Below are 26,880 nucleotides of genomic sequence, written 5' to 3'. Positions count from 1 at the left end.
GGGCTCGGGGAGTAGACACATGAGCGATCCAACGGATATGAAGACGGCGGTCATCGTCGAAGACGACCCGGATATCCGCCACCTCCTCGTCGAGGTTCTCGAATCGGCGGGCTTCTCGACAGTCTCGGTGGGGAACGGCATCGACGGTGTCCGCGCGGTCATCGCGTACCAGCCGCTCATCACGACGCTCGATGTGAACATGCCCGGCATCGACGGATTCGAGGCGGCGCGCCGCATCCGCGCGCAGAGCGACACGTACATCATCATGTTGACCGGTCTCGAGAACGAGGCCGATGTCGTGCTCGGTCTCGGCGCCGGCGCCGACGAGTACGTCGTCAAGCCTTTCCGCCCCCGCGAGTTGCGCGCCCGGATCGAGGCCCTTCTCCGGCGCCCCCGCGCGGGCGCGGCGGCGGCCAATGCGCCCCAGCAAGAACCGGCCGGCCCCTCTTTTCCCGGCGCTCGGCCCTCGGGGCACACGCAGGCCATTCCCGTGATCCGACCGGGCGAGCCCGCCGCGGCACCGATTCAGCAGCAGCCGATCGCCCCGTTCGACGAGCACCTGCTGCCACCGACTGCGGCGATGCCCGCGGGGCCCGTCGTCGTGCCGTCGTCGCAGGGGCCCGACCCGCAAACGGCCGGTTCCGAGCTCGCCGTGCGCCCCTCGGGCGCCATGGTGCCGACGGGCGCGAACTGGGTCATCCACCGCGACCTGCAGCTCGACCCCGAGAGCCGTATCGTGCTCGTCGCCGGACAGGAGATGGAACTCACCCGCACCGAGTTCGACCTGCTCGCAACGCTCCTGGGTTCGAAGCGCCGGGTGCGCAGCAAAGCCGACCTCACCCTCGTACTGCGCGGCGAGTCCTACGTCACGAGTTACTTCGTCGGCGAGGCCGACAAGCGCGCGATCGAGGCGCACATGACGAACCTCCGCCGCAAGCTCGGCGACAACCCGGCGTCGCCGAGGTACATCGAGACGGTGCGCGGCGTGGGCTACCGGCTCACGTCGGAGCTCGCCACCGCCTGACCTCCGCGCGCCCGCCCCGCACCTTGCGGATATACGGATGCCTCGACCCTCCCCAGGGCCGAGGCATCCGTGTTTCTGACACGTCGGGTCGTGATCAGACCTTGAATCCGTGGTAGCGACGGACGAGCTTGGTGAACATCAGGAGGGTCTGCAGAACGGTGACGACACCGACGATGGGCCACCCGATCCAGAGGATCGTCGACTGGGCCATGGGGCCGATGAGGATCCAGGCGATCGTCATCGCGATTCCCACCGCGATGAGCACGATGAGCGGGGTCCAGTGGCCGAGGCCACCACCCTTCTCGGCCTTGGCCTGCATGGCCCAGTTGTCGACCTTCTTGCGCGAGAAGAAACGGCTCCACGAGCGGACGAAGTGGCTCAGTCGCACCCACATGAACGCCTCGGCGGGTATGAAGGTGCCGGCGAAGATGAGGTCGCGGGTGTTGCAGGCCTTCATGGTCCGCGCGACGCGCACGTTCAGTGCGATGGCCATGGCGACGGGGATCAACCACCAGGGCGAGAAGACGAAGGCGTTGATCGACAGCGAGCCCGCCAGCAGCGTGAAGAAGGCGACACGCACGAAGAGGTTCGTGAGCATGCCGAAGTTCTCGAACCAGCGCACGCGCAGGTTCGGGTGAAGCGGCTGGCCCTTGGTGTCGCCGCGCTGACCCGGCCACATGAGCTCGATCGCGCCGTACGTCCACTTGACCTGCTGGGCGTCGTACCCCGAGAGCGTCGTCATTCCGCCGACGTCGGCGCGGGCGTACGGGCTGATCTTCGTCAGGTAACCGGCGCTCTTGATCTGCAGCGAGAGAAGGGAGTCCTCGACCTCGGAGTCGCGCACCCACGGAGTGTTCTGGTGGTTCTGACGCATGGCCTCGCGGAGGGCGTGGGTCGAGAAGATCGAGAACTGACCGCCGAGCACGGCCATGTTGCGGCCGCGGAGGAGGTTCTGCAGGTTGAACGCCGCGAATTGGGTGCGCTGACCGGCGATGAGGAACTTGGCCACGAAGCCCTTGATGGGCTTGTCGTCGATGGAGTAGATCGCCGAGATGCCCCCGATACGCGAGTCGGCGACCGCTTCGCTCTCGAGGTACTCGACCGCCTTCGAGTCGGCGATGGTGTCACCGTCGACGCCGAGCAGGTAGTCGTAGCCCTCGACGAGCGAGTAGCCGTAGTTCAGAGCCCCGACCTTCTTGTCGGGGTTCTTGCCGATGTCGTGCACGAACACCTCGGTGAACTGCTCGCCCAGGTCGGTGACGATCTCGTGCGGTCCGCTGTACTCCGAGGCGATCTTCACGGTCGCGTCGGAGGTGTTGTTGACGACGACGTGGATAACGTCGGGAACGCGGGTCTGCTTCAGGAGCGCCTCGATCACCTCGGCGATCGACTCTTCCTCGTTGTAGGCGGGGATGACGCACCCGATGGTCGAGCGGTGCGTGCCGTTGTTCTCGAGCACCGCCGAGAAGTCGTCGGCGAAAGAAGCCTCGGAGTTCGCCGCCATGGGCTCGTGGGCGAATGCCGGCACGTTCGCCTGGGCGGCGAGGGAGTTTCGCACATCGGTCATGGGGTGTCTTCCTATCGCAGTCATCGACCTTGCGGCCTAGACCTACTGTGGCGCACCGCCCTCAGAAACGTGCGGGTGGGAGTCCTGCTTTCCCGCAAGATTTCCTCAAGATCGGGTCGCCCCTCCCCTGCCGACCCTCATCCCGCCGAGCCGGCCGGGTAGATCGCGACCGGCAGGTACTGGTACACCGTCTGCTGAGAGAAGGAGTTCTCGTCGTTGGCCGTCCCCTCCACCCAGATGTCCATCGCGAACTCGAGCGTGACACCGTACGTGTCCTTCGGCATCTGATGCATCGTCGTCATCGGAACGTGCAGGCCGCCCTGGAAGCTGTTCAACAGCAGACCGCGGTCCGACCGGATGGTGTCGGAGGGGACGAGGGTGCGCGGGTCGGCGCTGAACTGGAACGGGCTCTGCACCTGCCCGGAGGTCTGCGCCGTTTCGGAGGTGATCGTGATCGACGAGATGAAGACGCGACGCTTCTGCGCCAGCACAGCGATCTCGTCGACCCGGTTGTCGTAGGCGTTGACGGCGAAGCCGAAGGTCTTCTCGCGATCGGTCGTCCACTCCTGCGTGCGCTTGGAGTCCACGGCCCAGATGTCGAGCTTCACCTCGAGGTCTGCCGCGACCTCGGTCTTGAGCGAGACCGAGCCGTCGTACGTGAACTGCGACTCGAAGTCCATGGATGCTGTGGACTGCGGCTCGGGGGTGACCACTGCGGTCGGGTTGCTCGCGGGCGTTATGCCCTGAGCGCTGTTGAAGGCGTCGACGAGCTGTGTGCAGCCGGTCAGCGATATGCCGCCGACGACCGCGACGGAGACGGCGAGCGCCACGAGACGGGCTTTTCGGCGCGAGAGAATGCGGAGGCGCATGGGCCTACTCCTGAGGATGTGATTCGCGGGTACGCGAAAGGTCGATACGGGCGACCACCGCGCTGCAGGATGCAGGCCTCAGGGGGAGTCTGACCGGACGATGACACGGGCACGTCGATCGGCGGAGCAGAGACAGGATGGCGCGCAAGAGAATACACCACCGCCGTAGACTCACGGGATGGCCGCCGCGACCCGTCTTCCGGTAACTTCGCCGCTCGACGTGATCGAGGATCCCGACAACACCTCCCCCAGCAGCCGCACCCGGTCGATCTGGCTGTTCCAGCTGGTTCTCGCGGCCAGCGTCGTCGTCACGGTGCTGGTGGTACAGGCACTTCAGCCCGCGATGTTCGGCATGTGGACGTTCTCTGCCGGAGTGGCGTCGATCATCGTTCTCACGGTCGTCGCGATGGTGGTCCCGTGGCACCGCGTCTCTCGCAACGGCATCGTCTTGCTGCCCTTCGGGGATCTCCTCGGCATCGGCCTCCTCGCCTACGGCAGCGAGATGCGGTTCGGCTTCTTCTGGGTCTTCCCGATCATCTGGATCGCGACGCACTATTCGATTGCGTACCTCGGCACCGCGCTCGGTACGGTCGGCGCGATCATCCTCATCGACGCGACGCTGAACGGTCCCTCGCCCTTCACCGCGTTACGGCTGATCGTCGTCGTGCTGTCGCTGACCTTCATCGGGTTGACGACCTTTCTCACTGCGCGTCAGAACAGTGCGTTCAAACAGCTTCTGCGGCGCCAGGCGAACAGACTGCAGGGCACCCTGCAACGCGTCACCGGTCAGGAACGACGCGTCTCCGAGATGCTCAACGGTCTCGACACGTGCATCGCGCGTCTGTCGTCCGAAGGCGAGGTGCTCGCCCTGAACGACACCTACGTCACCCTGTATGCGGTCGACCGGGCCGACCCGAAGCGCCCCGGCGGCTCGGTGGAGTACGCGACCCTCCGCGGCGATCCGCTGCCGGAACAAGACCGCCCCTTCGTCCGCGCCGCGCGGGGCGAGCAGTTCGCCGACGAACGCGTCTGGCTGTACGACACGAACGGGCAGTGGCACGCCCTCTCGGCATCGACGCGCCGGCTCACCTCGAGCGATGACGAGCCCGCTACCACCCTCCTGATCATCCACGACGTCACCGCCCTCATCGAGGCGGAGCGGGCGCGGGAGCAGATCGCGACCGTCGTCTCGCACGAGCTGCGCAACCCCCTGACCGCGATCATCGGTCACGCCGATCTGCTCCTCGACCACGACGATCTTCCCGCGCGCGTGCGGGAGCAGATCGAGGTCATCGACAACGCCGGCCAGCGCATGCAGACACTCATCTCCGAGATCCTCGCCCGGTCTCGCGCCCGCGACGACGAGCCGACGTCGCGCGCGGCCGCCGATGCGCGACGGATTCTCGAGGCCTCGGTCGAGTCGTTCCGCCCCGCCGCCGACGGGCGCCGCGTCTCGGTGATCCTCGACACCCCCGACGGGCTGCCGCTCGTGGGCGATGCCTTCCGGTTGCGGCAGGCCTTCGACAACATCCTTAGCAACGCGATCAAGTACACCCCCGGAGGCGGTACCGTCCGCATCACCGCGGAACACACCGCCGACCGCCTCATCGTCGTCTTCTCCGACACCGGCGTCGGCATCTCGACAGCCGATCTGCCGCGCATCTTCGATCCGTACTTCCGAACGCAATCCGCGCGTGAGAGCCCGACTCCCGGAACGGGGCTCGGCATGGGCATCGTTCGCGACATCGTGGAGCAGCATGGCGGTACGCTCGAGGTGGACAGTGAGCAAGGAACCGGCACGACTGTGACCGTCGCACTGCCGATCGAGACAGAGGCGTAACGGGGTTCCATGGGGTCGATCGCGGTCGCCAACCTCGGCATCGCTCAGGGCGTCGTCGCGTCGCTGGGCACGGTGATGATCGTCGGGCTGGGCTTTCTCCAGCGCCCCTCGCGCGCGTCGCTTCTGTGGTCGCTCGCCTTCATCTTGGCGATGGTCAGCACCTGGGTCACCCTGGCCGGCGAGGCCCTGTCGGTCGAGGCCCTGCGCAGAGCCGGTATCGGCTTGATGCTCAGCTCTCCGACGCTCATCTGGTCGGGGTTCCGCGCCCGCCGCCGCGTGCGCGCCTTGCCGTGGATCGCCGTGGTGCAGTCGGCGCTCGCCGCGGCCGTTCTGATCGTCCTGACCGAGCCGGTCGCCTACAGCATGGGCTTTCGCGCGGTCTTCTTCGTCGCGAGCATCTTCGCGGCCTTGACCGTCGTCGAGATCCGTCGGTCAGCCGACAGGCACGAGCGCTTGGTGATTCCGCTCTCCCTCGTCTCGGCGGTCTTCTTCGTCCTCGGGGTCTTCACCGTTCTCGCGGGGCTGATCGCACCGGCCGCCGAAAGCAGCGACCTCACCCTGGTTCGTCTCCTGAACGCGCTGGGGATGCTGATCTACCTCGTGTGCGCGACGGTGACCCTGCTCTACTTCACTTCCGTGTCGACCGTCGGTGCGCAGACGGCACGGTCGTGGACGCAGTTCACGGTGGTCGCCTCCGACCGCCTCGCCCGCGCTCGTGCCGCCGGCGAGACCAGCTGGGTTCTGCTGTCCGTGCAGATCGACGATCCCGAAGAGATCCGCGCGGCCGGGGGCGAGGCCTCCTTCGGCCGCATCGTCGAGCGTTTCGAGCGCTCGGTCGTCGCCTCCTTTCCCGCCGAGGCCGACATCGGGCGTGAGGGGCAGGGTCGACTCGTCGTCGTGCTGTCGCGCCCGGGGCCGGTCGTCCGGGAACACATGCGAGAGACGCTGCGTCGTGTGGCGTCGATCGATGCCGCTCAGCAGATATCCGTGCAGCTGTCGGCCAGCGTCGGGTGGGCGCCGGCAGACGTCGTCGGGTACGACTTCGCCACCCTGCTGGCCGCCGCACAGCAGGCGTCGGAACAGGCCTCAGAACTCGGCGGCGACCGCTGGCAGCGGATCGGCGCCTGACTACTCCGCGTTGCCGGCGATGGCGATGGTCAGCGAATCGGTCGCCGTCTGCTTCGCGTACTCGTTCGAGGTCGGCGTGGTCTGCACGAGGTACTCGTAGGTGAACTGCAGCGTCACGAACGTGGCGGTGGCCGGGACCTCCCCCACGTTGAACGTCTGCGAGTAGCTGTAGGGGTCGAGCACGGGGTACCCCGGAGTCACCGTGGCCTGGTCGACCTGCGCGGTCAAGGGCGCGAACGACTGGGTCGCATTGCCGGGCACCGCGATCATCGACGCCCGCTGCAGGTAGACCTGCTGCCCGTCGTCGGGGGTGACGGTCGTCATCATCGACAGGCTCACCGGCTTCAGCGCCGTGGCCGTCCAGCGGTCCATCGACAGGGTCGACCAATAGTTCACGGCGGCACCCACCGAGCCCGCCTGAAGATTCCGCTCGGTCGAACCGCTCGAGAGATCATTGGGCACGGGCTGCGGCGCCACCGTTTGTATCGGCGCCGTCGGCACGGGAGGACTCGGAGGCGCTTCGCCGCTGCCGACGGCCCACGGCGGCGTGCCGCATGCGGCGAGCAGAAGGGTCGCCGTCACAACGGCGACGCTTGCGCCAACCGCGCGGCGTCGGTTCGATCCGAACATGGATGAGCACCTCTCCGTGGATGCTGCGATTCTATCGGCGGGCGCGATTCTCGGGCGCGACGGCCTAGGGTGATCGGGTGAGCCCATCGACTCCTCCCGACGCGCGCGGTATCTCCGGCCGGGTCGTCGCCTGGGCGCTGGCGGCCGTTCTGATCGTTGTCGTGCTGGCTGCGGGCTGGATCGGCGTGCGCGGCTTTCTCGCCTACGGCCACCTCACCGATGCGCAGGATGCTGCGGCCGAGGTCGCCGCGAGCCTGGACGACCCGACGACCGCGGGAGAGGCGATCGCCGGCATCTCGGCAGACACGTCCGCTGCGCGGTCCCTCACCAGCGACCCGATCTGGCAGGCCGCCGAATCCCTGCCGTGGATCGGCCCGCAGCTAGCAGCCGTGTCGACGGTGACCGCCGCGGTCGACGACGTGGCCAGCTCGGCGTTGACCCCCCTCGCCGAGGTCGCCTCCTCTTTCTCCGTCGACGCGATCCGTCCTCGGGACGGCTCGGTAGACGTCAGCCTTTTCGAAACGCTCCAGCCCGCCGCGCGCGAAGGTGCCGACGGGATCGGCGCAGCCGCAGCATCCGTCGCCGCCATCGACACCTCCCGACTCCTGGGCCCCCTTCGTGCGCCCGTCACCGAAGCCGCAGAGCTGCTCGACACCACGAGCGCTGGCGCAGAAACGCTGGCGCGCGCCACCGAGCTCATGCCGGCGATGCTCGGGGCCGACGGACCCCGCAACTATCTCGTCATCTTCCAGAACAATGCCGAGTGGCGTTCCCAAGGCGGCATCGTCGGCGCCATGGCGGTCATCGCGACCGACGGCGGGCGCATGTCTCTGGCCGCGCAGGGGTCGTCGGGTGATTTCGAGCGGTACCCGGAGCCGGTCGTGCCATTCTCGCCCGACATCCTTTCGGTCTACGGCGAACGGCCGGGGCTCTACATTCAGAACGCCACCCAGGTCGCCGACTTCGCCCTGACCGGCCAGATCGCCAAAGAGATGTGGGCGCGCGAGTTCGGCACCCAGGTCGACGGAGTGATCTCGATCGACCCCGTCGCACTCTCCTACCTCCTCCAGGCGACGGGCCCCATCACCCTGCCGACAGGTGACGTGCTCACGAGCGAGAATGCCGTCGACCTGCTGCTCAACGGCGTCTACCAGCGGTACTCCGAGCCCTCGGACCAGGACGTGTTCTTCGAGGTCGCCGCGGCGAAGATCTTCGAGGCTCTCGCGTCGGGTGCCGCCGAACCCCGTCCGCTCCTCGAAGCGTTGACGCAGGCGAGCGAGGAACGGCGACTGATCCTGTGGAGCGCGCGCGCCGAAGATCAGGCCGTGCTCGACGGCACATCGCTGCAGGGAGGTCTTCCGGTCACCGACGCCGAACAGACCGCGTTCGGCGTGTACCTGAACGACGGCACCGGCTCGAAAATGGACTACTACCTCGCGGCCGACACCTCCGTCGGGTGGTGCACGGGCGTCGACGGACTTTCCGAAGCGGGGCTTTCTGTCACCGTGCGTAACGATGCGCCCGCCGACGCCGCGTCGCTCCCCCGCTACATCACCGGAGGCGGAAGCTTCGGCGTGCCCGAGGGCTCTGCGCGGACTCTCACCTACGTCTATCTGCCGACCGGCGCGTCGCTCGTCTCGTCAGAAGCCTCGAATTCCGCTGCAGGGACGGTTTTCGGTGGCGGATTCGATGCCGGTCGACAGGTCGTGTCGTGGACGACAGAGCTCGCGCCCGGCGAAGAAGCGACGCTCGTCGTGCGTGTGGGGACCCCGCGCACCCCCCGACTCAATGTGAATCTCTCACCCACTGTTAACGCAAATGAAACGCAGGAATTTGCAACTTCCTGTGACAAAGCTGGATAATCGTACATAGGGGATTATCAGGATCGGTGTTCTAGGCGATCCAGCCCCGCACAACGTCGCGATCAGCCGCGGCGACATGCTGACCAAGAGACAGGTGCCCCCATGAAAATCAATTTTGCAAAGGTGGCCGCGGTCGTAACACTTGCCGCCGCCGCAACTTTCGCCCCCCTCGCCGCCAACGCCTACCCGTCCGGTGACGAAGCTTCCGTTTCCAGCCCGACCGTCGGTCCCGGCGGCACGGTTGAGTTCTCCGTCGAGGCCTCGACCTTCGTCCCGGGCGAGCCCGTGACGATCTCGCTGACCGGCGAGAACGCGTCTGCCGGCAGCCTGGCCGTCGTGAAATCGGTGGTCCAGACTTCCGTCCTCGACACCCGCCCGGCCGCAGCCGACGGCTCGCTCCCCTCTGTGGGTGTGCGTCTGCCCGCCAACGCCTCGGGAACCTACACGATCACCGCTGCGTCCCCGTCGGTCCCCGAGGGCGTCAGCGCCGCAGTGACCGTCGTCACGAGCGGTGGCAACGGCGGCGGCGGCGGACTCCCCGCAACCGGTATGGACTCCGGCTCGCTCCTCGGCCTCTGGGTCGGCGGCGGCGCGCTCGTTCTCGCCGGTGGCGCGGTCGCCGTGGGTGCCGCTGTGCACCGCCAGCGCAAGCAGGCCGCGTAAGCCTTAGCTCCACTCGAAAGGGCCGTCCGGAAACGGGCGGCCCTTTCGCCTTTCCCGCGGACCCGCGTCAGCGGACTCCGGCAACTCGGATCACGCGGTACCGACGGCGTTCGTGCTCGACACCTGCGCGGTGATGAGAATCGGCAGGTGGTCCGACAAGCCCTGGGGCAGCGTGCGAATGCGCTCGATGTCGAACCCGGACGAGGTCGCGAAGTCGTAGTGTCCGCGGAAGAAGCGGTACCTCGTGTAGGTGCGCGAGTCGCTCAGGGTGAGTTCGTAACCCTGAGCGCGGATCTTCTGCCCGAGGTGCTCTTTGAACACCGGGTAGTTGTAGTCACCGACCATGAGCGTCGGCAGCCCCTCGCCCAGATTCTGCAGGGCTGCCAGCGCGGTGCGGATCTGGTGCCGCCGCAGCGAATTCAGGGCAGTCAGAGGCGCCGCGTGGAACGACGCCACGATGATCTCGCGGCCGTGGTCGATGTCGAACAGGCGCACCGCCAGCATCCGTTCTTCGGCGGGCTTCAGAACGTAGTCGTGCAGCGATTTCTTCAGCGCGAGAGAACGCACCTCGACCGCGCGGAAGGTGTTCTCTCGGTAGTACACGGCGAGGCCTAGCCTGTTGCGCTGCGTCGCTTCGGCCAGACGCAGCCCGGAGATCTCGGGGGGCAGATCGGTGGTGTCGCATTCCTGCAGGCACAGCACATCGGCGCCGTGTCGTTCGACGAGCTCTGCGAGCTCTGTCGCCGCACGGTGTTTGCGCAAGTTGTAAGAGATGACCTTCATACCGCTTCCAGCCTAAGCACACCCCGGCGTCGCTCCCGCGCGCTTGACACGACCCGCCACCGCGGCGTTCGTCCGGTCATTCCTGGTCGCGCCGCCGCCGGGTCTGCTCGGCGCGCCCGGCGAGCAACTCGTCCGCGGGGTAGCCGACCTCGCTGAGCGTCAGGCCACGCGCGGCGAGCACTTTCGTCTCGCTGGTGCGCACACCGACGTCGCGGATCGCGACGACGTCGTCGACACCGATGCGCCCCTCCCCCACTGCCACACAGGCACCGACGAGCGCGCGCACCATGCTGTGGCAGAAAGCATCCGCCCGCACGTGGGCGCGCAGCACACCGTCGTTCTCGCGCCGCCAGTCGAACTCGAGGAGCGTGCGCACCGTCGTCGCCTCCTCGCGCGCCTTGCAGTACGACGCGAAATCGTGGAGGCCGACGAGCGACCGTGCTGCGGCGTCCATCGCCCCGACGTCGAGGCTGGTGCGCACCGTCGTCGTGCGGAGTCGTTCGAGGGGCTCGTAGGGCGTCGTCCCGTCGGTGATCCGATACTCGTAGCGCCGCCACACGGCCGAGAACCGCGCGTCGAAGCCCTCGGGGGCACGCCGGCTCTCTCGCACCGTCACGTCCGGATACGCCCCCAGCACGCCGCGCACACGTCCGGCGAGGGCCACGGCGGCATCAGAGGGATCGGATGCTGCCGCACCCCGACCCCGCGGAAGACGCTGCACCTGCTCAGGATCGAGGTCGAGGTGGGCGACCTGGCCCGTCGCGTGCACACCGGCATCGGTGCGTCCGGCAACGACCAGGCGTGGATCGCCGCCGATGATGCGCGTGATGGCCACTTCGAGGACGCCCTGCACGGTGCGGAGCCCCGGCTGCCGAGCCCACCCGCGGAATCCGGTGCCGTCGTAGGCGATGTCGAGGCGGATCCGCACCGACACAGCCTACCTTTCGTGTCGGCTCACCCTCGGGACCGTCCGACGGACGAAGAAGAGGACCCGCGCACCGATCGGTGCGCGGGTCCTCTTCGTTCCGTCGGCGATGCCGACCGTCGTTCTACTTCTTGTCTGCGTCTTCGATCGCAGCGTCTTCGACGACCGCGTCGTCTGCTGCGGCCTCGGCCGCGGCGCCCTCTTCGGGCGACTCGGAGCCGGCGTCAGCTGCGGCGGTGTCATCCGCTTCGACGACGTCGTCGGACGACTCGACCTCGACGGGCTCGTCGACCGGAGCAGCTGCGGTCGCCGGAGCAGTGCGCTTCGACGACTTGACCTTGGGCGTCACGGGCTCGAGGACGAGCTCGATCACGGCCATGGGGGCATTGTCGCCCTTGCGGTTGCCGATCTTCGTGATGCGGGTGTAGCCGCCCTGACGTTCGGCGACCAGCGGCGCGATCTCGGTGAACAAGGTGTGCACGACACTCTTGTCACCGATGACGCCGAGCACGCGCCGGCGCGCGTGCAGGTCGCCGCGCTTGCCGAACGTGATGAGGCGCTCCGCGAGCGGGCGGAGGCGCTTGGCCTTCGTCTCCGTCGTCGTGATCGACTTGTGGGTGAACAGAGCCGCGGCGAGGTTCGCCAGCAGGAGACGCTCGTGGGCCGGACCGCCGCCGAGGCGGGGACCCTTTGTGGGCTTGGGCATAGTGATTTACTCCAGTGGAATCGAGGCGGAAGCCGGGATCAGACGGTCTCGTCGTCGTAGCCGCCGTAGAACTGAGCGCCGTCGAAACCGGGCACCGAATCCTTGAGCGACAGTCCGAGCGACGTGAGCTTGTCACGAACCTCGTCGACCGACTTCTGTCCGAAATTGCGGATGTTCATGAGCTGCGTCTCCGACAGAGCGACGAGCTCGGACACCGTGTTGATGCCTTCACGCTTCAGGCAGTTGTACGAACGCACCGACAGATCGAGGTCTTCGATCGGCATCGACAGTTCGTTCGAGAGGACGGTCTCGACCGGCGCGGGGCCGATCTCGATGCCCTCGGCCTCGACGTTCAGCTCGCGGGCGAGGCCGAACAGCTCGGTGAGCGTGCGACCCGCAGATGCGACGGCGTCACGGGGTGCGATCGACGACTTCGACTCGACGTCGAGGACGAGCTTGTCGAAGTCGGTGCGCTCACCGGCACGAGTAGCCTCGACGCGGTAGCTGACCTTCAACACGGGCGAGTAGATCGAGTCGATCGGGACCTGACCGACCTCGGCGTACTCGTTGCGGTTCTGGGTCGCCGACACGTAGCCGCGGCCACGCTCGATCGTCAGTTCGAGCTCGAACTTGGCCGTGTCGTTCAGGGTTGCGATGACGAGCTCGGGGTTGTGCACCTCGACGCCGGCGGGGGCGGAGATGTCAGCCGCCGTCACTTCACCGGAACCGGTCTTGCGCAGGTACGCGGTGATCGGCTCATCGCGCTCGCTCGAGACGACGAGCTGCTTGATGTTGAGGATGATCTCGGTGACGTCTTCTTTCACGCCCGGGATGGTGCTGAACTCGTGCAGCACACCGTCGATGCGGATGCTGGTGACGGCTGCGCCGGGGATCGACGAGAGCAGGCTGCGACGAAGCGCGTTGCCGATCGTGTAACCGAAGCCGGGCTCGAGCGGTTCGATGATGAAACGGCTGCGGAACTCGCCGACCTTCTCCTCGGTCAGAGTGGGACGCTGTGCAATCAGCACGATGTGTTCCTTTCGATCACGTATCCGCTATATGACACGTGCAATGGGTGAGGTATTGAGTTGTGTTCGAGCGGATGCTGAGGGCCCGGCCGAAGCCGTGGCCCTCAGCATCCTGCGATGCTCTGTCGAGACGTCAGACGCGACGGCGCTTCGGCGGGCGGCAGCCGTTGTGCGCCTGCGGGGTGACGTCCTGGATCGACCCGACCTCGAGGCCTGCGGCCGTGAGCGAGCGGATCGCGGTCTCGCGGCCGGAGCCGGGACCCTTCACGAAGACGTCGACCTTCTTCACGCCGTGCTCCTGCGCCTGGCGAGCGGCCGATTCGGCGGCCAGACCTGCGGCGAAGGGCGTCGACTTGCGCGAGCCTTTGAAGCCCACACCGCCGGACGATGCCCAGCTGATGACCGCACCCGAGGGGTCGGTGATCGAAACGATGGTGTTGTTGAACGTCGACTTGATGTGGGCGTGGCCCAGCGCGATGTTCTTCTTCTCCTTGCGGCGCGGCTTGCGCGCTGCGGACTTGGGGGTAGCCATGATTCTCCTGAAACCTCAGCGCCGGCGCAGGCCTAGCGCGCCTTCTTCTTGCCGGCGACGGTGCGCTTCGGGCCCTTGCGGGTACGAGCGTTCGTTTTGGTGCGCTGCCCGCGGACGGGGAGGCCGCGACGGTGGCGGATGCCCTCGTACGAGCCGATCTCGACCTTGCGGCGGATGTCGGCGGCGACCTCGCGGCGGAGGTCACCCTCTACCTTGTAAGCGACCTCGATGTGGTCGCGCAGGGCGATCAGCTGGTCGTCGGTGAGGTCCTTGACACGGACGTCGGGGCTGATGCCCGTCGCCGTGAGGATCTCGTCGGAACGGGTACGGCCAACGCCGTAGATGTAGGTCAGGGCGATGACCACGCGCTTGTCACGCGGGATGTCTACGCCGGCGAGACGTGCCATGCGACTCTCCTAGGAGGTTGTGGAGGTGTGGAGCAGGATCGGTGCTCGGGCCTCCGCCCGGGGTGTCCCCTCCGTCTTCGGTCCCTGAGATTGTCGAGGGGCCGACGGCGGAGGTTCTGATCCTGCCGTTGTGTGTTGAGTTGTGGTCTGGCGAACTGCTTCTGTGTCAGGCCCCGGTTATGGAGCCCGGCGAAGTGCCGCTCAGCCCTGGCGCTGCTTGTGACGCGGGTTGCTCTTGCAGATCACCATCACCACGCCGTGGCGGCGGATGACCTTGCAGTGCTCGCACATTGCCTTGACGCTGGGCTTAACCTTCATGATTTCCTACTTCGCTGTCTTCGTTCCCCGTGCCGAAACACGGGGACGTTACTTCTCGACCGGCCTAGCGGTAGCGATAGACGATACGACCGCGTGTGAGGTCGTACGGGCTGAGCTCTACGACGACACGGTCTTCCGGGATGATGCGGATGTAGTTCTGCCGCATCTTGCCCGAGATCGTAGCGAGCACTTTGTGTCCGTTGGTGAGCTCGACGCGGAACATCGCGTTGGGCAGCGCCTCGGAGATTGTGCCCTCGATCTCGATGACACCGTCTTTCTTCGCCATATACTCGCTATCACTTCAGCAGACCGGTCGGTCTGCGGTGGATGGGTTCGGTGCTGTGACACGCCGAAATGGGCGCAACGCACCAAAGAACGATCATACGCTAGGTTCTGCCCCCCGGCAACTTGGCGGGCCCCACGCGGTGTCGCGATCAGTTGAAGCGGGCGACGATGTCGGCCTGCGGGTCGCCCGTGAGGTCGGTCTGATTGGCGAGGGTCTCGCCGTTCACCACGATGGTCGGGGTCGAGATCCCGCCGGCACCGTCTTGAACGGGGGTGTCTCGCGTCATCGCCGTGGCGAAGCGGGTGTAGGTGCCGTCGTTGATGCAAGATGCGACGCCCTCGCCCGCACCGACGCTCTCGGCGATGCCGATGATCGCGTCGTTGTCGAGGCCGGTCGACTGTTCAGCCGGCTGGTTCTCGAACAGAGCCTGCAGGAACGGGAGAGCGTTCTCGGCGTTGTCTTCGGCGACGCAGTACATCGCTCCCGCCGAGCGGGTTGAGTACTCCGTGCCCTGCGATACCCGATCGAGGATCGAGATGGGGTGGATGTTGAGCGTGATCGTCCCGTCGGCCGAGAGCTCCTCGAGCGTCGGGCCGTACGTCTGCTCGAACTGGTTGCAGATGGGGCACATGAAATCGACGTAGGTGTCGACCGTGTTCTCACCGTCGCCCACGGCGATCGCGCCCGTCTCGGCGTTGATGGCCGAACTCTGCGGTGCGGGGCCTGCCGACGTCGACTGGACGTTGGTCCACAAGACGATGCCGCCCACGGCGACGAGCACCACGACCACCGCGACACTGACCCAGATTGCGAACCAATTCGTCTTACCCGCAGCCATATTCCCTATCCGATCGGTTGTGGCACCACGCCGAAGGGCGCCAGATTCGCAGCTCCTCCGTCGGGCGCCGTCAATACCCAGACGCCTCCATCGTGCACCGCGACACTATGTTCCCAGTGTGAGCCGGCTGAGCCGTCGACCGTCGAGACGGTCCAGTCGTCGTCCTCGACGAAGGTCTCCTGGTCACCGGCGACGACCATGGGCTCGATCGCCACGGCGAGGCCCGGCCGCACTTCGGCACCCGGGTCGGCCACCCGGTAGTTGAAGACACTCGGCGACTCGTGCATCTTGCGACCGATGCCGTGTCCGACGTAGTCGCGCAAGATGCCGTAGCCGCCCGCTGGCGCATTCGCCTCGACGAAGGCCTCGATCGCGGTGCCGACCTCTCCCAGCCGTGACGCCGTCGCCAGGGCCGCGATACCGGCCCAGAGAGAACCTTCGGTGACATCCGAGAGTCGCTGACGCGCGGCCACGACATCGGGGGCCGCGTCTCCCGGAACGACCAGCGAGAACGCAGAGTCGCCGTTCCATCCGCTGTACTGCGCACCCGCGTCGATCGAGACCAGATCACCGGGCTTCAGCATCCGCTCCCCCGGGATGCCGTGCACGACCTGCTCGTTCACCGATACGCAGATGGTGTGGCGATAACCGCGCACCATCTTGAAGTTCGACAGTGCGCCTCGCTGCTCGAGGACCGCGGATGCTGCGGCATCGAGCTCGAGCGTCGTGACGCCCGGTGCGATGAGAGCCCTGACGGCATCGAGCGCCGCAGCGGTGATCAGGCCGGGCTCGAGCATCGCCCGCAGTTGCGCGGGCGACTTGTAGATCGAGGAGCGGAACCGCACGTCAGACCGCGCGGGACAACCCGCGGGCGTCCAACGCGGCGAAGATGCGAGAGGTCACCGCATCGAACGAACCGACACCGTCGACCTCGTCGACGATCCCCCGGGTTCCGTACACGCCCAGGATCGGCGCGGTCTCGGACTCGTAGATCGACAAGCGGTGCGCGATGACCTCTTCGGTGTCATCGGTGCGGCCCTGGTCCACGGCTCGCTTGCGGAGACGCTCGATCGACTCGTCGCGCGGAACGACCAGAGCGATCACCGCGTCGAGCGACTCGTCGCGACCCTCGAGGAACTCGTCGAGGTGGAGCACCTGGGCGAGGTTCCGGGGGTAGCCGTCGAGGAGGAACCCCTCTGCAGCATCCGCCTGCGACAACCGGTCGCGCACGACGGCGCTCGTCAGCTCGTCTGGCACGAGCCTTCCGGCGTCGATGATCTCTTTGACCTGGACACCCAGCTCGGAGCCGTCAGCGACATTCGCGCGGAAGACGTCTCCCGTCGAAACGACCGGCACTCCGAAGGCCTCCGCGATGCGGACGCCCTGCGTTCCCTTACCCGAACCCTGCGGACCGACGATGAGAAGCCGCGCCATCAGCGGAGAAGGCCTTCGTAGTGGCGCTGCTGCAGCTGCGCGTCGATCTGCTTCACCGTCTCGAGACCGACACCGACGATGATCAGGATCGACGCCCCGCCGAACGGGAAGTTCTGGTTGGCACCGACCGTCGCCAGCGCGATGAGCGGCAGCAGGGCGATGAGACCCAGGTAGATCGAGCCCGGGAGGGTGATGCGGGTGAGCACGTAGTCGAGGTACTCCGCCGTCGGACGACCCGCACGGATACCGGGGATGAACCCGCCGTACTTCTTCATGTTGTCGGCGACGTCGACCGGGTTGAACGTGATGGCCACGTAGAAGTAGGTGAAGCCGATGATGAGGAGGAAGTACGTCGCCATGTAGACCGGCTGGTCACCCGTGGTGAAGTACTGCTGGATCCACGCGACCCAGCCGGGAACCTCTTGACCCGGCTGCGGCTGGTTGAACTGCGCGATGAGCGCGGGGATGTAGAGCAACGACGAGGCGAAGATGACGGGCACGACACCGGCCATGTTGACCTTGATCGGGATGTAGGTGTTCGTTCCGCCATACGTGCGTCGTCCGACCATGCGCTTCGCGTACTGCACGGGGATGCGACGCTGCGACTGCTCGACGAAGACGACCAGAGCCACCACGAGCACACCGACCGCCAGGACGAGGAGGAAGACCTCGAAGCCGCGCGAGGCCCAGATGGAGCCCATCGCCGCCGGGAAGGTCGCCGCGATCGAGGTGAAGATCAGGATCGACATACCGTTGCCGACGCCACGCTCGGTGACGAGCTCGGCGAACCACATGATGAGGCCCGTGCCCGCCGTCAGGGTGATGATCATGAGCAGCTGCGCCCACCACACGTCGTTCGTGAGGACCTGCTGGCACTCGGGGATACCGTTCGCGCCGAAGAGCTGGCCGGAGCGGGCCACCGTCACGAGGGTGGTCGACTGCAGCAGCGCCAGCGCGATCGTCAGGTAACGCGTGTACTGGGTGAGCTTGCTCTGGCCCGCCTGGCCCTCCTTGTAGAGGGTCTCGAAGTGGGGGATGACGACGCGAAGAAGCTGCACGATGATCGTCGCCGTGATGTACGGCATGACGCCGAGGGCGAAGATCGACAGCTGCAGCAGTGCGCCGCCGGAGAACAGGTTGACCAGCGACAGCAGACCTTCGGTGCTTCCGGACTGCGCGAGACACGACTGCACGTTCGGGAAGTCCACGAACGGCGTCGGCACGTGAGCGCCCAGCCGGTAGATGGCGATGATCGCGAGAGTGAAGCCGATCTTCCGCCGCAGGTCGGGTGTGCGGAACACCCGCGCGATAGCGCTGAACAAGGGGACTCCTCAGGAACGGTTCCGTGCGCACAGAGAGCACACAGACAACCAGCGTAGCCCAGCCCGAGGTGTGGGGTTTCCCACGCCCTCGGGCTGGAACGGCAACAGGGGCCGGAGGAAGCCTCCGACCCCTGTCTTGGGTCTTACTGGACGGTGCCGCCCGCAGCGACGATCTTCTGCTCGGCAGAACCCGAGACCTTGTCGACCGACACGGTGAGCTTCACCGAGATGTCGCCGGTGCCGAGCACCTTGACCTTCTCGTTCTTGCGAACCGCTCCCTTGGCGACGAGGCCCGCGATGGTGACCTCTCCGCCCTCGGGGTACAGCTCAGCGAGCTTCTCGAGGTTGACCACCTGGTACTCGACGCGGAACGGGTTCTTGAACCCGCGCAGCTTCGGCGTCCGCATGTGGAGGGGCATCTGCCCACCCTCGAAGCCGACGCGAACCGAGTAGCGGGCCTTCGTACCCTTGGTACCGCGACCGGCGGTCTTACCCTTCGATCCCTCACCACGGCCCACACGGGTCTTCGCCTTGTGAGCTCCCGGAACGGGACGGAGGTGGTGCATCTTGAGCACACCCGGACGGGTGACGACAGCATCCTTCGTCGTCGTCGCGGCGGCCGGCTTCTTGGCGGCCGGCTTTCGCGCCGGAGCCTTCTTGGGCTCGGCGGCTGCGGTTTCGTTTTCAGCCATTAGTCGATCTCCTCAACCTTTACGAGGTGAGCGACGGTCTTGACGTAGCCGCGCGTCTGCGCGTCGTCGGGACGGACGACCGAGTCGCCGATCCGCTTGAGACCGAGGCTGCGCAGCGTGTCACGCTGGTTCTGCTTCTCGCTCACCTTGGACTTCGTTTGCGTCACCTTCAGACGGGCAGCCATCAGGCACCTACCTTCTGGGCGGCGATGGCGTCGGCCTCGGCACGGACGAGCCGCGCGGGCGCCACCTGGTCGAACTCCAGACCGCGGCGGGCAGCCACGGCGCGGGGCTCTTCGAGCTGCTTCAGCGCGGCGACCGTCGCGTGCACGATGTTGATCGTGTTCGACGAGCCGAGCGACTTCGACAGGACATCGTGGATGCCGGCGCACTCGAGAACGGCGCGCACCGGCCCACCGGCGATAACACCGGTACCGGCTGCTGCCGGGCGAAGGAGCACGACGCCCGCAGCGGCCTCACCCTGCACGGGGTGCGGGATGGTCGATGCGACACGCGGAACGCGGAAGAAGTTGCGCTTGGCCTCTTCGACACCCTTCGAGATCGCCAGGGGCACCTCTCGGGCCTTGCCGTAGCCGACTCCGACGACGCCGTTACCGTCGCCGACGACCACCAGTGCGGTGAAGCTGAAGCGCTTTCCGCCCTTCGTGACCTTCGCCACACGGTTGATCGTCACGACGCGCTCGAGGAACTGGCTCTTGTCGTCGCGCGACCCGCGGTCACGCTGGTTGGCGTTGCGCTCACGGCCGCCGCGACGCGGCTCGCGCTCGCGCTCCGCAGCCGGCTGCGTGGCGGCTGCAGCCTCGACGGGCGCAGTCTGCTCGGCGTCCACTGCTGCCACTTCGGTTTCTTTGTTGTCACTCACAGGTTCAGCCCCTTCTCGCGGGCGCCATCGGCGATCGCTGCCACGCGACCGGCGTAGCGGTTGCCGCCACGGTCGAACACGACGTCGGTGAAGCCAGCGGCGATCGCTCGCTCGGCGACGAGCTCGCCGACCTTGCGTGCCTTGGCGGTCTTGTCGCCGTCGAGCCCGCGCAGGTCGGTCTCGAGGGTCGACGCGGAGGCCAGGGTGCGCCCCTTGCTGTCATCGACGAGCTGGACGAACACGTGGCGCGCCGAGCGGGTGACGACGAGGCGAGGACGAGCCTCGCTGCCGACGACCTTCTTGCGAAGGCGGGCGTGACGCCGCGCGCGGGCTTCGGACTTTGTCTTGAGAGCCATGGCTACTTACCACTCTTTCCGGCCTTGCGGCGAACGACTTCGCCCGCGTACCGCACACCCTTGCCCTTGTAGGGCTCGGGCTTGCGGATCTTGCGGATGTTGGCGGCAGCCTCACCGACGGCCTGCTTGTCGATGCCGCTCACGGTGACCTTGTTGTTGCCTTCGACCGTGAGCGTGATCCCCGCGGGGGGCTCGATGAGAACCGGGTGCGAGAAGCCGAGGGCGAACTCGACCGAGCTGCCCTTCTGCGCGACACGGTAACCCGTGCCGACGACCTCGAGGCCCTTGGTGTATCCCGTGGTGACACCGATGATGTTGTTGCTGATGAGCGTGCGGGTCAGCCCGTGGAGCGAACGCGATTCGCGCTCGTCGTCGGGGCGGCTGACGAGAACCTGGTTCTCTTCGACCTTGACCTCGAGGGGACGCGCAACGGTGAGCGTGAGCTCGCCCTTGGGTCCCTTGACTGCAACATCCTGGCCGGCCACCGAAACGGTGACTCCGGCGGGGATGTCGATGGGTAGACGTCCGATTCGCGACATGTCAGATCACCACACGTAGGCGAGGACTTCTCCGCCCACGCCCTTCTGATCGGCCTGGCGGTCGGTGAGAAGACCGGAGGAAGTGGACAGGATGGCAACGCCGAGGCCGCCGAGGACCGTGGGGATCTCGGTGGACTTCGCGTAGACGCGCAGACCCGGCTTGGAGACGCGCTTGATACCGGCGATCGACCGCTCGCGGTTCGGGCCGTACTTGAGCGTCAGCGTGAGGGTCTGACCGACGCGGGCGTCTTCGACGGCCCACTCGGAGATGTAGCCCTCGCGCTTGAGGATGTCGGCAATGTGGGTCTTGAGCTTGGAGCTCGGCAGCGACACGGAATCGTGGTGCGCCGAGTTCGCGTTGCGCAGACGGGTCAGCAGATCTGCGACCGGGTCTGTCATCGTCATGTGATGCTTCTTTCGTTCATGAGGTTTCGGCTGCCGTTACGCGGCAGACGACCTTCGATGATGGATGGATCAGGACTGGGTCTCGGCCGACTGGAACGGGAAGCCCAGCTGGCGGAGCAGCGAGCGGCCCTCGTCGTCGGTCTTCGCGGTGGTGACGACAGTGATGTCGAAACCGCGAACACGGTCGATGCGGTCCTGGTCGATCTCGTGGAACACAGACTGCTCCTGGAGACCGAACGTGTAGTTGCCGTTGCCGTCGAACTGCTTGGACGACAGACCGCGGAAGTCGCGGATACGGGGCAGCGCGAGGTTGACGAGGCGGTCGAGGAACTCCCACGCACGGTCACCGCGAAGGGTGACGTGTGCGCCGATGGGCTGTCCTTCGCGCAGCTTGAACTGCGCGATCGACTTGCGGGCCTTGGTCACGAGCGGCTTCTGGCCGGTGATCTTGACGAGGTCGTCGACCGCGCCATCGATCACCTTGCTGTCGCGAGCCGCCTCGCCGACACCAGTGTTCACGACGACCTTCACGAGGCCGGGAATCTGCATGACGTTCGCGTAGCCGAACTCCTCCTGCAGGGCCTTCTTGATGTCGGTGTTGTATTTCTGCTTCAGGCGCGGCTGGATTTTGCCAGCGGGCGCGGCAGCGTCGGTGCTCATATTCAGAGGTCCTTGCCTGACTTCTTCGCGAAGCGAACGCGAACGATGCGCTTCACGCCGTCCTTGACCTGCTCCTCGACACGACGGCCGACGCGGGTCGGCTTCTTGCTCGAGGGGTCGACCAGGGCGACGTTGGAGATGTGGATGGGGGCTTCGAACGTCTCGATGCCACCCGTCTTGGTACCGCGCTGGGTCTGGCCCACGCGGGTGTGCTTCGTGACGTAGTTCACGCCCTCAACGATGACGCGGTTCTGCTCGACGAGGACCTCGAGGACCTTGCCTTGCTTGCCGCGGTCGCCGCCGCGCTCGGACTTGGCGCCCGTGATGACCTGAACCAGGTCACCCTTCTTGATCTTCGCCATGATCAGATGACCTCCGGAGCCAGGGAGACGATCTTCATGAACTTCTTGTCACGAAGCTCACGACCGACCGGACCGAAGATGCGGGTGCCGCGGGGCTCCCCGTCGGTCTTCAGGATCACGGCGGCGTTCTCGTCGAACTTGATGTACGAGCCGTCGGGACGACGGGTGTGCTTGATGACGCGAACGACGACAGCCTTGACGACGTCGCCCTTCTTGACGTTTCCGCCCGGGATCGCGTCTTTGACCGTGGCGACGATGACGTCACCGATGCCCGCGTAGCGACGGTTGGACCCGCCGAGTACGCGAATGGTGAGCAGCTCTTTGGCGCCGGTGTTGTCGGCGACCTTCAGCCGCGATTCATTCTGAATCATGGGTTACTTCGCCTTCTCGATGACCTCGACCAGGCGCCACCGCTTGGTGGCGCTCAGCGGACGGGTCTCGTTGATGAGCACGAGGTCGCCGATGCCGGCGGCGTTCGACTCGTCGTGCGCCTTCACCTTGGAGGTGCGACGGATGACCTTGCCGTAGAGGGGGTGCTTCACGCGATCCTCGACCTCGACGACGATGGTCTTGTCCATCTTGTCGCTCGTGACGTAGCCACGGCGCGACTTGCGGTAACCGCGGGCGTCGGCGTCGCGAACATCGCGCTCGGAGCTCTCGTGGCCCTTCGCCTGCACGTCGACGACCTCTTCGGCCACGGGCGCCTCAACGGCGGCTGCAGCTTTGGTCGACGCCTTGCGGGCGGGAGCCTTTTTCTTCTCAGTGGTCTCAGCCATCACTCGGCCTCTTCCTTCGCGGCCGAGTCAGCGGCATCCGCCTTCTTGGCCTTGGTCTTCTTCGCCTTCGTCGCCTCTACCGGAGCGGGAGTGGCACGGATGCCGAGCTCGCGCTCACGGATGACGGTGTAGAGCCGCGCGATGTCGCGCTTCACGGCGCGGATGCGGCCGTGGCTCTCGAGCTGGCCGGTGGCCGACTGGAAGCGCAGGTTGAACAGCTCTTCCTTGGCCTTGCGCAGCTCTTCGACCAGACGCTGGTCTTCGAACGTGTCGAGCTCGCTCGGAGCGAGCTGCTTGGTGCCGATCGCCATTACGCGTCGCCCTCCTCGCGCTTGATGATGCGTGCCTTGAGGGGCAGCTTGTGGATTGCCCGGGTGAGCGCTTCGCGAGCGAGCGTCTCGTCGACACCGGAGACCTCGAAGAGGACCCGGCCCGGCTTGATGTTCGCGACCCACCACTCGGGTGAACCCTTACCGGAACCCATACGGGTTTCGGCGGGCTTCTTGGTCAGCGGACGGTCGGGGTAGATGTTGATCCACACCTTGCCGCCACGCTTGATGTGACGCGTCATCGCGATACGAGCGGACTCGATCTGACGGTTGGTCACATAGGCGGGGGTCAGCGCCTGGATGCCGTAGTCGCCGAAGCTGACTTCGGTGCCACCGGTCGCCTGACCGGTTCGTCCGGGGTGGTGCTGCTTGCGGTACTTGACCTTACGGGGGATGAGCATTACGCCGGCGCTCCTTCTGCCACGGGGGCCTCGTTGCGGGGGCTGCGCGGCGGACGGCGGTCGCCTCGGTCTCCGCGGTCGTCGCGACCACGGGACTTCGGCGCGTTGGCCTGCTCGCGAGCGAGCTCCTTGTTGGTCATGTCGCCGTTGTAGATCCAGACCTTCACGCCGATGCGGCCGAAGGTGGTCTTCGCCTCGTAGAAGCCGTAGTCGATGTTCGCGCGGAGCGTGTGCAGCGGCACCCGGCCTTCGCGGTAGAACTCGGAACGGCTCATCTCGGCGCCGCCGAGGCGGCCGGAGACCTGGATGCGGACACCCTTCGCACCGGCACGCTGAGCACCCTGCAGGCCCTTGCGCATCGCGCGGCGGAACGCCACACGACCCACAAGCTGCTCTGCGATGCCCTGCGCGACGAGCTGAGCGTCGGCCTCGGGGTTCTTGACCTCGAGGATGTTCAGCTGGATCTGCTTGCCGGTGAGCTTTTCGAGGTCGGAGCGGATGCGCTCTGCCTCGGCGCCACGACGACCGATCACGATGCCCGGACGGGCGGTGTGGATGTCGACGCGAACGCGGTCACGGGTGCGCTCGATCTCGATGCTGCTCACGCCGGCGCGGTCGAGCGACGTGGTGAGCAGACGACGGATCTTGATGTCTTCTGCCACGTAGTCGGCGTAGCGCTGGCCCGGCTTCGTCGAGTCGGAGAACCACCGGGACACGTGGTCCGTGGTGATACCGAGGCGGAAGCCGTACGGGTTGACTTTCTGGCCCATTACTTGCTCGCCTTCTTGGTCGGTGTGCCGGTTGCGGCGTCGGCCGTCGGCACCTCGGGCGTCGACAGCACGACCGTGATGTGGCTCGTGCGCTTCTTGATCTGGAACGCGCGGCCCTGGGCCCGCGGCCGGAAGCGCTTCAACGTCGCGCCCTCGTCGACGTAGGCGTTCGCGACGAACAGATCCTGGTCGTCGAGGAACTCGTTCGTCTTGTCTGCCGTGACCCGAGCGTTGGCCATCGCCGAAGCGACGAGCTTGTAGATCGGTTCACTCGCGCCCTGCGGCGCGAACTTCAGGATCGCGAGGGCCTCAGCGGCCTGCTTCCCCTTGATGAGCGCAACGACACGACGAGCCTTCTGAGGGGTCACGCGGATGTGTCGCACGCGTGCGATTGACTCCACCATTTCTCTCTCCTCTGAGCGCCCCGCGTTAGCGGCGGCGGCCCTTCTTGTCGTCCTTCTCATGGCCGCGGAAGGTGCGGGTGGGCGCGAACTCGCCCAGTTTGTGGCCCACCATCGTCTCGGTCACGAACACGGGGATGTGCTTGCGACCGTCGTGCACGGCCACGGTGTGGCCGAGCATGGCGGGGATGATCATCGAGCGGCGCGACCAGGTCTTGATCACGTTCTTCGAACCGGCTTCGTTCTGCGAAACAACCTTGCGAAGCAGGTGCTCGTCGACGAAGGGGCCCTTCTTAAGACTGCGTGGCATCTTCTGTTCCTACCTACTTGCGCTTCTTGCTTGCGGTACGGCGACGGACGATGAGCTTGTCGCTCTCCTTGTTTGCATGGCGGGTGCGCCCCTCCTTCTGACCCCACGGGGTCACGGGGTGGCGTCCACCAGAGGTCTTGCCCTCGCCACCACCGTGAGGGTGGTCGACGGGGTTCATCGCGACACCGCGGACGGTCGGGCGGATGCCCTTCCAGCGGTTACGACCGGCCTTGCCCCAGTTGATGTTCGACTGCTCGGCGTTGCCGACCTCGCCGATGGTGGCGCGGCAGCGCACATCGACGTTGCGGATCTCGCCGGAGGGCAGACGCAGCTGGGCGTACGGGCCGTCCTTGGCGACCAGACGCACGGAGACGCCGGCCGAACGGGCCATCTTCGCGCCGCCGCCGGGGCGGAGCTCGATGGCGTGGATGACCGTACCGGTCGGGATGTTGCGTAACGGCAGGTTGTTGCCGGGCTTGATGTCGGCGCCGGAACCCGACTCGATGACATCGCCCTGCGACAGCTTGTTCGGCGCGATGATGTAGCGCTTCTCGCCGTCCGCGTAGTGCAGGAGCGCGATGCGCGCGGTGCGGTTGGGGTCGTACTCGATGTGAGCGACCTTCGCGTCGATGCCGTCTTTGTCGTTACGACGGAAGTCGATCACGCGGTACTGGCGCTTGTGGCCGCCACCGATGTGACGCGTGGTGATGCGGCCCTGGTTGTTACGGCCACCGGTCTTCGACAGGGGTCGGAGCAGCGACTTCTCGGGCGTCGATCGTGTGATCTCGGCGAAGTCGGCCACCGACGAACCGCGGCGACCCGGGGTCGTGGGCTTGTACTTGCGAATAGGCATGTTCTGTAGTCCTCTGTCCCGACCGTCAGCCGACAGCCGTGAAGATGTCGATGGTGCCCGACTTCAGCGAGACGATGGCGCGCTTGGTGTCTTTGCGCTTGCCCAGGCCGAAACGGGTGCGGCGCGCCTTACCGACGCGGTTGATCGTGTTGACCGAGCCGACCTTGACGTCGAAGATCTTCTCGATGGCGAGCTTGATCTCGGTCTTGGTCGCGCGGGTGTCCACGTAGAACGTGTACTTGCCCTCGTCGATGAGCCCGTAGCTCTTCTCCGAAACGACCGGCTTCAGGATGATGTCGCGCGGATCTTTGTTGACGGTCATGCCGACACCTCCTCGGTGGTCGCCGACTTCGACGCGACGAACGCGTCGTACGCGGCCTTGGTGAAGATGAGGTCGTCCGAGACGATCACGTCGTACGCGTTCAACTGGTCGAACGTGAGGACGTGAACGAACTTCAGGTTGCGAACGCTCTTGATGGTGATCTCGTCGCCCTGCTCGATGACGACGAGAACGTTCTTCGTCGGAGCGAGGGCGGCCAGCACGGATGCTGCGGTCTTGGTCGACGGCGCACCTTCGAAGCCGAACGAGTCGACGATGTGAAGGCGGGCGCCACGGGCACGATCGCTGAGCGCGCCGAGCAGAGCGGCCGAAATCATCTTCTTCGGGGTGCGCTGGCTGTAGTCGCGGGGCTTCGGGCCGTGGACGATGCCACCACCGGTCATCTGGGGAGCACGGATGGAACCCTGACGGGCGTTACCGGTTCCCTTCTGCTTGAACGGCTTGCGCCCTGCACCCGATACCTCACCGCGACGCTTGGTCGAGTGGGTTCCCTGGCGAGCCGCCGCGCGCTGCGCGACGACGACCTGGTGGATGAGAGGGATGTTCGTCTTGACGTCGAAGAGCGACGACGGGAGCTGGACGGAACCAGCCGCCGTGCCATCCGCCTTCAGCACGTCGAGCGCGAGAGTCGAGTCAGCCAT

38 protein-coding genes are annotated in these 26,880 nt (G+C 66.3%); 5 read left to right on the top strand and 33 right to left on the bottom strand.

Annotated features, from left to right (window positions below; translation table 11 throughout):
• Positions 1-19 precede the first annotated feature (19 nt).
• Entirely contained in the window at positions 20-1,024 is a 1,005-nt protein-coding gene (locus ACFXQA_RS13955; RefSeq protein ID WP_394520480.1) for a response regulator transcription factor, read from the top strand.
• A 94-nt stretch (positions 1,025-1,118) separates the two neighbouring features.
• On the opposite strand, the gene ACFXQA_RS13950 is transcribed toward ACFXQA_RS13955, so the two are convergent.
• Positions 1,119-2,591: a glycosyltransferase family 2 protein gene (locus ACFXQA_RS13950; protein ID WP_394520479.1), complete on the bottom strand. Its 1,473-nt coding sequence runs from the start codon at positions 2,589-2,591 to the stop codon at positions 1,119-1,121.
• 137 nt (positions 2,592-2,728) lie between these two features.
• Positions 2,729-3,460, bottom strand: a complete 732-nt coding sequence (locus ACFXQA_RS13945) for a fructose 1,6-bisphosphatase (protein ID WP_394520478.1) — start codon at positions 3,458-3,460, stop codon at positions 2,729-2,731.
• A 178-nt stretch (positions 3,461-3,638) separates the two neighbouring features.
• Between ACFXQA_RS13945 and ACFXQA_RS13940 the strand changes: the two genes are divergently transcribed.
• The gene (locus ACFXQA_RS13940) at positions 3,639-5,300 is read left to right on the top strand and encodes a sensor histidine kinase (RefSeq protein ID WP_394520477.1); all 1,662 of its coding nucleotides are present in this window, start codon (positions 3,639-3,641) and stop codon (positions 5,298-5,300) included.
• A gap of 9 nt (positions 5,301-5,309) precedes the next feature.
• Complete coding sequence (locus tag ACFXQA_RS13935) at positions 5,310-6,428, top strand: hypothetical protein (RefSeq protein ID WP_394520476.1); 1,119 nt, start codon at positions 5,310-5,312, stop codon at positions 6,426-6,428.
• Here ACFXQA_RS13935 and ACFXQA_RS13930 read toward each other — a convergent pair whose 3' ends face one another.
• Positions 6,429-7,010 (bottom strand): hypothetical protein, encoded by a 582-nt coding sequence (locus ACFXQA_RS13930; RefSeq protein WP_394520475.1) that lies wholly within the window; start codon positions 7,008-7,010, stop codon positions 6,429-6,431.
• Positions 7,011-7,135: 125 nt separating this feature from the next.
• Between ACFXQA_RS13930 and ACFXQA_RS13925 the strand changes: the two genes are divergently transcribed.
• The gene (locus ACFXQA_RS13925) at positions 7,136-8,920 is read left to right on the top strand and encodes a DUF4012 domain-containing protein (RefSeq protein ID WP_394520474.1); all 1,785 of its coding nucleotides are present in this window, start codon (positions 7,136-7,138) and stop codon (positions 8,918-8,920) included.
• 102 nt (positions 8,921-9,022) lie between these two features.
• A complete protein-coding gene (locus ACFXQA_RS13920) occupies positions 9,023-9,583 on the top strand; it encodes a hypothetical protein (RefSeq protein WP_394520473.1) in 561 nt (186 codons plus the stop codon).
• Positions 9,584-9,673: 90 nt separating this feature from the next.
• On the opposite strand, the gene ACFXQA_RS13915 is transcribed toward ACFXQA_RS13920, so the two are convergent.
• The 30 genes from ACFXQA_RS13915 to rplD all read right to left on the bottom strand — a co-directional run bounded on the left by ACFXQA_RS13915 (position 9,674) and on the right by rplD (position 26,880).
• On the bottom strand, positions 9,674-10,366 hold the full coding sequence (locus ACFXQA_RS13915; protein ID WP_394520472.1) for an endonuclease/exonuclease/phosphatase family protein: 693 nt from the start codon (positions 10,364-10,366) through the stop codon (positions 9,674-9,676).
• A 76-nt stretch (positions 10,367-10,442) separates the two neighbouring features.
• Positions 10,443-11,294: a tRNA pseudouridine(38-40) synthase TruA gene (gene truA / locus ACFXQA_RS13910; RefSeq protein WP_394520471.1), complete on the bottom strand. Its 852-nt coding sequence runs from the start codon at positions 11,292-11,294 to the stop codon at positions 10,443-10,445.
• Between the two features lie 121 nt (positions 11,295-11,415).
• Entirely contained in the window at positions 11,416-11,997 is a 582-nt protein-coding gene (gene rplQ / locus ACFXQA_RS13905; protein WP_394520470.1) for a 50S ribosomal protein L17, read from the bottom strand.
• 38 nt (positions 11,998-12,035) lie between these two features.
• Positions 12,036-13,025 (bottom strand): DNA-directed RNA polymerase subunit alpha, encoded by a 990-nt coding sequence (locus ACFXQA_RS13900; protein WP_394520469.1) that lies wholly within the window; start codon positions 13,023-13,025, stop codon positions 12,036-12,038.
• Positions 13,026-13,158: 133 nt separating this feature from the next.
• A complete protein-coding gene (gene rpsK, locus ACFXQA_RS13895; RefSeq protein ID WP_116648312.1) occupies positions 13,159-13,557 on the bottom strand; it encodes a 30S ribosomal protein S11 in 399 nt (132 codons plus the stop codon).
• A 32-nt stretch (positions 13,558-13,589) separates the two neighbouring features.
• On the bottom strand, positions 13,590-13,964 hold the full coding sequence (gene rpsM, locus ACFXQA_RS13890) for a 30S ribosomal protein S13 (RefSeq protein ID WP_394520468.1): 375 nt from the start codon (positions 13,962-13,964) through the stop codon (positions 13,590-13,592).
• 201 nt (positions 13,965-14,165) lie between these two features.
• The gene (gene rpmJ / locus ACFXQA_RS13885) at positions 14,166-14,282 is read right to left on the bottom strand and encodes a 50S ribosomal protein L36 (protein ID WP_394520467.1); all 117 of its coding nucleotides are present in this window, start codon (positions 14,280-14,282) and stop codon (positions 14,166-14,168) included.
• 64 nt (positions 14,283-14,346) lie between these two features.
• Positions 14,347-14,568: a translation initiation factor IF-1 gene (gene infA / locus ACFXQA_RS13880; RefSeq protein WP_116648310.1), complete on the bottom strand. Its 222-nt coding sequence runs from the start codon at positions 14,566-14,568 to the stop codon at positions 14,347-14,349.
• A gap of 148 nt (positions 14,569-14,716) precedes the next feature.
• On the bottom strand, positions 14,717-15,406 hold the full coding sequence (locus ACFXQA_RS13875) for a DsbA family protein (protein WP_394520466.1): 690 nt from the start codon (positions 15,404-15,406) through the stop codon (positions 14,717-14,719).
• 5 nt (positions 15,407-15,411) lie between these two features.
• A complete protein-coding gene (map, locus tag ACFXQA_RS13870) occupies positions 15,412-16,251 on the bottom strand; it encodes a type I methionyl aminopeptidase (protein ID WP_394520465.1) in 840 nt (279 codons plus the stop codon).
• A 1-nt stretch (position 16,252) separates the two neighbouring features.
• Entirely contained in the window at positions 16,253-16,840 is a 588-nt protein-coding gene (locus ACFXQA_RS13865) for an adenylate kinase (protein ID WP_394520464.1), read from the bottom strand.
• Positions 16,840-18,162, bottom strand: a complete 1,323-nt coding sequence (gene secY, locus ACFXQA_RS13860) for a preprotein translocase subunit SecY (protein WP_394520463.1) — start codon at positions 18,160-18,162, stop codon at positions 16,840-16,842. The genes ACFXQA_RS13865 and secY overlap by 1 nt, the downstream gene beginning before the upstream one ends.
• Before the next feature lie 143 nt (positions 18,163-18,305).
• Positions 18,306-18,854, bottom strand: coding sequence for a 50S ribosomal protein L15 (gene rplO / locus ACFXQA_RS13855; protein ID WP_394520462.1), 549 nt, complete (start codon positions 18,852-18,854; stop codon positions 18,306-18,308).
• Positions 18,854-19,039, bottom strand: coding sequence for a 50S ribosomal protein L30 (gene rpmD, locus ACFXQA_RS13850; protein WP_039402995.1), 186 nt, complete (start codon positions 19,037-19,039; stop codon positions 18,854-18,856). Before rpmD ends, rplO begins: the two co-directional genes overlap by 1 nt.
• Positions 19,039-19,737 (bottom strand): 30S ribosomal protein S5, encoded by a 699-nt coding sequence (gene rpsE, locus ACFXQA_RS13845; protein ID WP_394520461.1) that lies wholly within the window; start codon positions 19,735-19,737, stop codon positions 19,039-19,041. The genes rpmD and rpsE overlap by 1 nt, the downstream gene beginning before the upstream one ends.
• Positions 19,734-20,093, bottom strand: a complete 360-nt coding sequence (gene rplR, locus ACFXQA_RS13840; RefSeq protein ID WP_394520460.1) for a 50S ribosomal protein L18 — start codon at positions 20,091-20,093, stop codon at positions 19,734-19,736. The genes rpsE and rplR overlap by 4 nt, the downstream gene beginning before the upstream one ends.
• 2 nt (positions 20,094-20,095) lie before the next feature.
• On the bottom strand, positions 20,096-20,632 hold the full coding sequence (gene rplF / locus ACFXQA_RS13835) for a 50S ribosomal protein L6 (protein ID WP_394520459.1): 537 nt from the start codon (positions 20,630-20,632) through the stop codon (positions 20,096-20,098).
• A gap of 6 nt (positions 20,633-20,638) precedes the next feature.
• Positions 20,639-21,037 (bottom strand): 30S ribosomal protein S8, encoded by a 399-nt coding sequence (gene rpsH, locus ACFXQA_RS13830; protein ID WP_394520458.1) that lies wholly within the window; start codon positions 21,035-21,037, stop codon positions 20,639-20,641.
• Between the two features lie 69 nt (positions 21,038-21,106).
• Entirely contained in the window at positions 21,107-21,697 is a 591-nt protein-coding gene (gene rplE / locus ACFXQA_RS13825) for a 50S ribosomal protein L5 (protein ID WP_394520457.1), read from the bottom strand.
• Positions 21,698-21,699: 2 nt separating this feature from the next.
• A complete protein-coding gene (gene rplX / locus ACFXQA_RS13820) occupies positions 21,700-22,059 on the bottom strand; it encodes a 50S ribosomal protein L24 (protein WP_394520456.1) in 360 nt (119 codons plus the stop codon).
• A gap of 2 nt (positions 22,060-22,061) precedes the next feature.
• Positions 22,062-22,430 carry a 50S ribosomal protein L14 gene (gene rplN / locus ACFXQA_RS13815; RefSeq protein ID WP_116648298.1) on the bottom strand — a complete coding sequence of 123 codons (369 nt, stop codon included), beginning with the start codon at positions 22,428-22,430 and terminating at the stop codon, positions 22,062-22,064.
• A 3-nt stretch (positions 22,431-22,433) separates the two neighbouring features.
• Positions 22,434-22,736 (bottom strand): 30S ribosomal protein S17, encoded by a 303-nt coding sequence (gene rpsQ / locus ACFXQA_RS13810; RefSeq protein ID WP_394520526.1) that lies wholly within the window; start codon positions 22,734-22,736, stop codon positions 22,434-22,436.
• A gap of 98 nt (positions 22,737-22,834) precedes the next feature.
• Positions 22,835-23,146, bottom strand: a complete 312-nt coding sequence (gene rpmC / locus ACFXQA_RS13805) for a 50S ribosomal protein L29 (protein ID WP_116648297.1) — start codon at positions 23,144-23,146, stop codon at positions 22,835-22,837.
• Positions 23,146-23,565 carry a 50S ribosomal protein L16 gene (rplP, locus tag ACFXQA_RS13800; RefSeq protein ID WP_394520455.1) on the bottom strand — a complete coding sequence of 140 codons (420 nt, stop codon included), beginning with the start codon at positions 23,563-23,565 and terminating at the stop codon, positions 23,146-23,148. The genes rpmC and rplP overlap by 1 nt, the downstream gene beginning before the upstream one ends.
• Positions 23,565-24,335, bottom strand: a complete 771-nt coding sequence (gene rpsC, locus ACFXQA_RS13795) for a 30S ribosomal protein S3 (RefSeq protein ID WP_394520454.1) — start codon at positions 24,333-24,335, stop codon at positions 23,565-23,567. Before rpsC ends, rplP begins: the two co-directional genes overlap by 1 nt.
• The gene (gene rplV, locus ACFXQA_RS13790; RefSeq protein ID WP_394520453.1) at positions 24,335-24,739 is read right to left on the bottom strand and encodes a 50S ribosomal protein L22; all 405 of its coding nucleotides are present in this window, start codon (positions 24,737-24,739) and stop codon (positions 24,335-24,337) included. Before rplV ends, rpsC begins: the two co-directional genes overlap by 1 nt.
• A 25-nt stretch (positions 24,740-24,764) precedes the next feature.
• Positions 24,765-25,046, bottom strand: a complete 282-nt coding sequence (gene rpsS, locus ACFXQA_RS13785) for a 30S ribosomal protein S19 (protein ID WP_394520452.1) — start codon at positions 25,044-25,046, stop codon at positions 24,765-24,767.
• 13 nt (positions 25,047-25,059) lie between these two features.
• Positions 25,060-25,899, bottom strand: coding sequence for a 50S ribosomal protein L2 (gene rplB, locus ACFXQA_RS13780; RefSeq protein ID WP_394520451.1), 840 nt, complete (start codon positions 25,897-25,899; stop codon positions 25,060-25,062).
• A gap of 25 nt (positions 25,900-25,924) precedes the next feature.
• Positions 25,925-26,221, bottom strand: a complete 297-nt coding sequence (rplW, locus tag ACFXQA_RS13775; RefSeq protein ID WP_394520450.1) for a 50S ribosomal protein L23 — start codon at positions 26,219-26,221, stop codon at positions 25,925-25,927.
• Positions 26,218-26,880: a 50S ribosomal protein L4 gene (rplD, locus tag ACFXQA_RS13770; protein WP_394520449.1), complete on the bottom strand. Its 663-nt coding sequence runs from the start codon at positions 26,878-26,880 to the stop codon at positions 26,218-26,220. The genes rplW and rplD overlap by 4 nt, the downstream gene beginning before the upstream one ends.

Source organism: Microbacterium shimangi, from assembly GCF_043556445.1.
GTDB lineage: Bacteria > Actinomycetota > Actinomycetes > Actinomycetales > Microbacteriaceae > Microbacterium.
The sequence above is the reverse complement of the archived record's forward strand: the minus strand, read 5'-3'. Positions and strand labels throughout refer to the sequence as shown.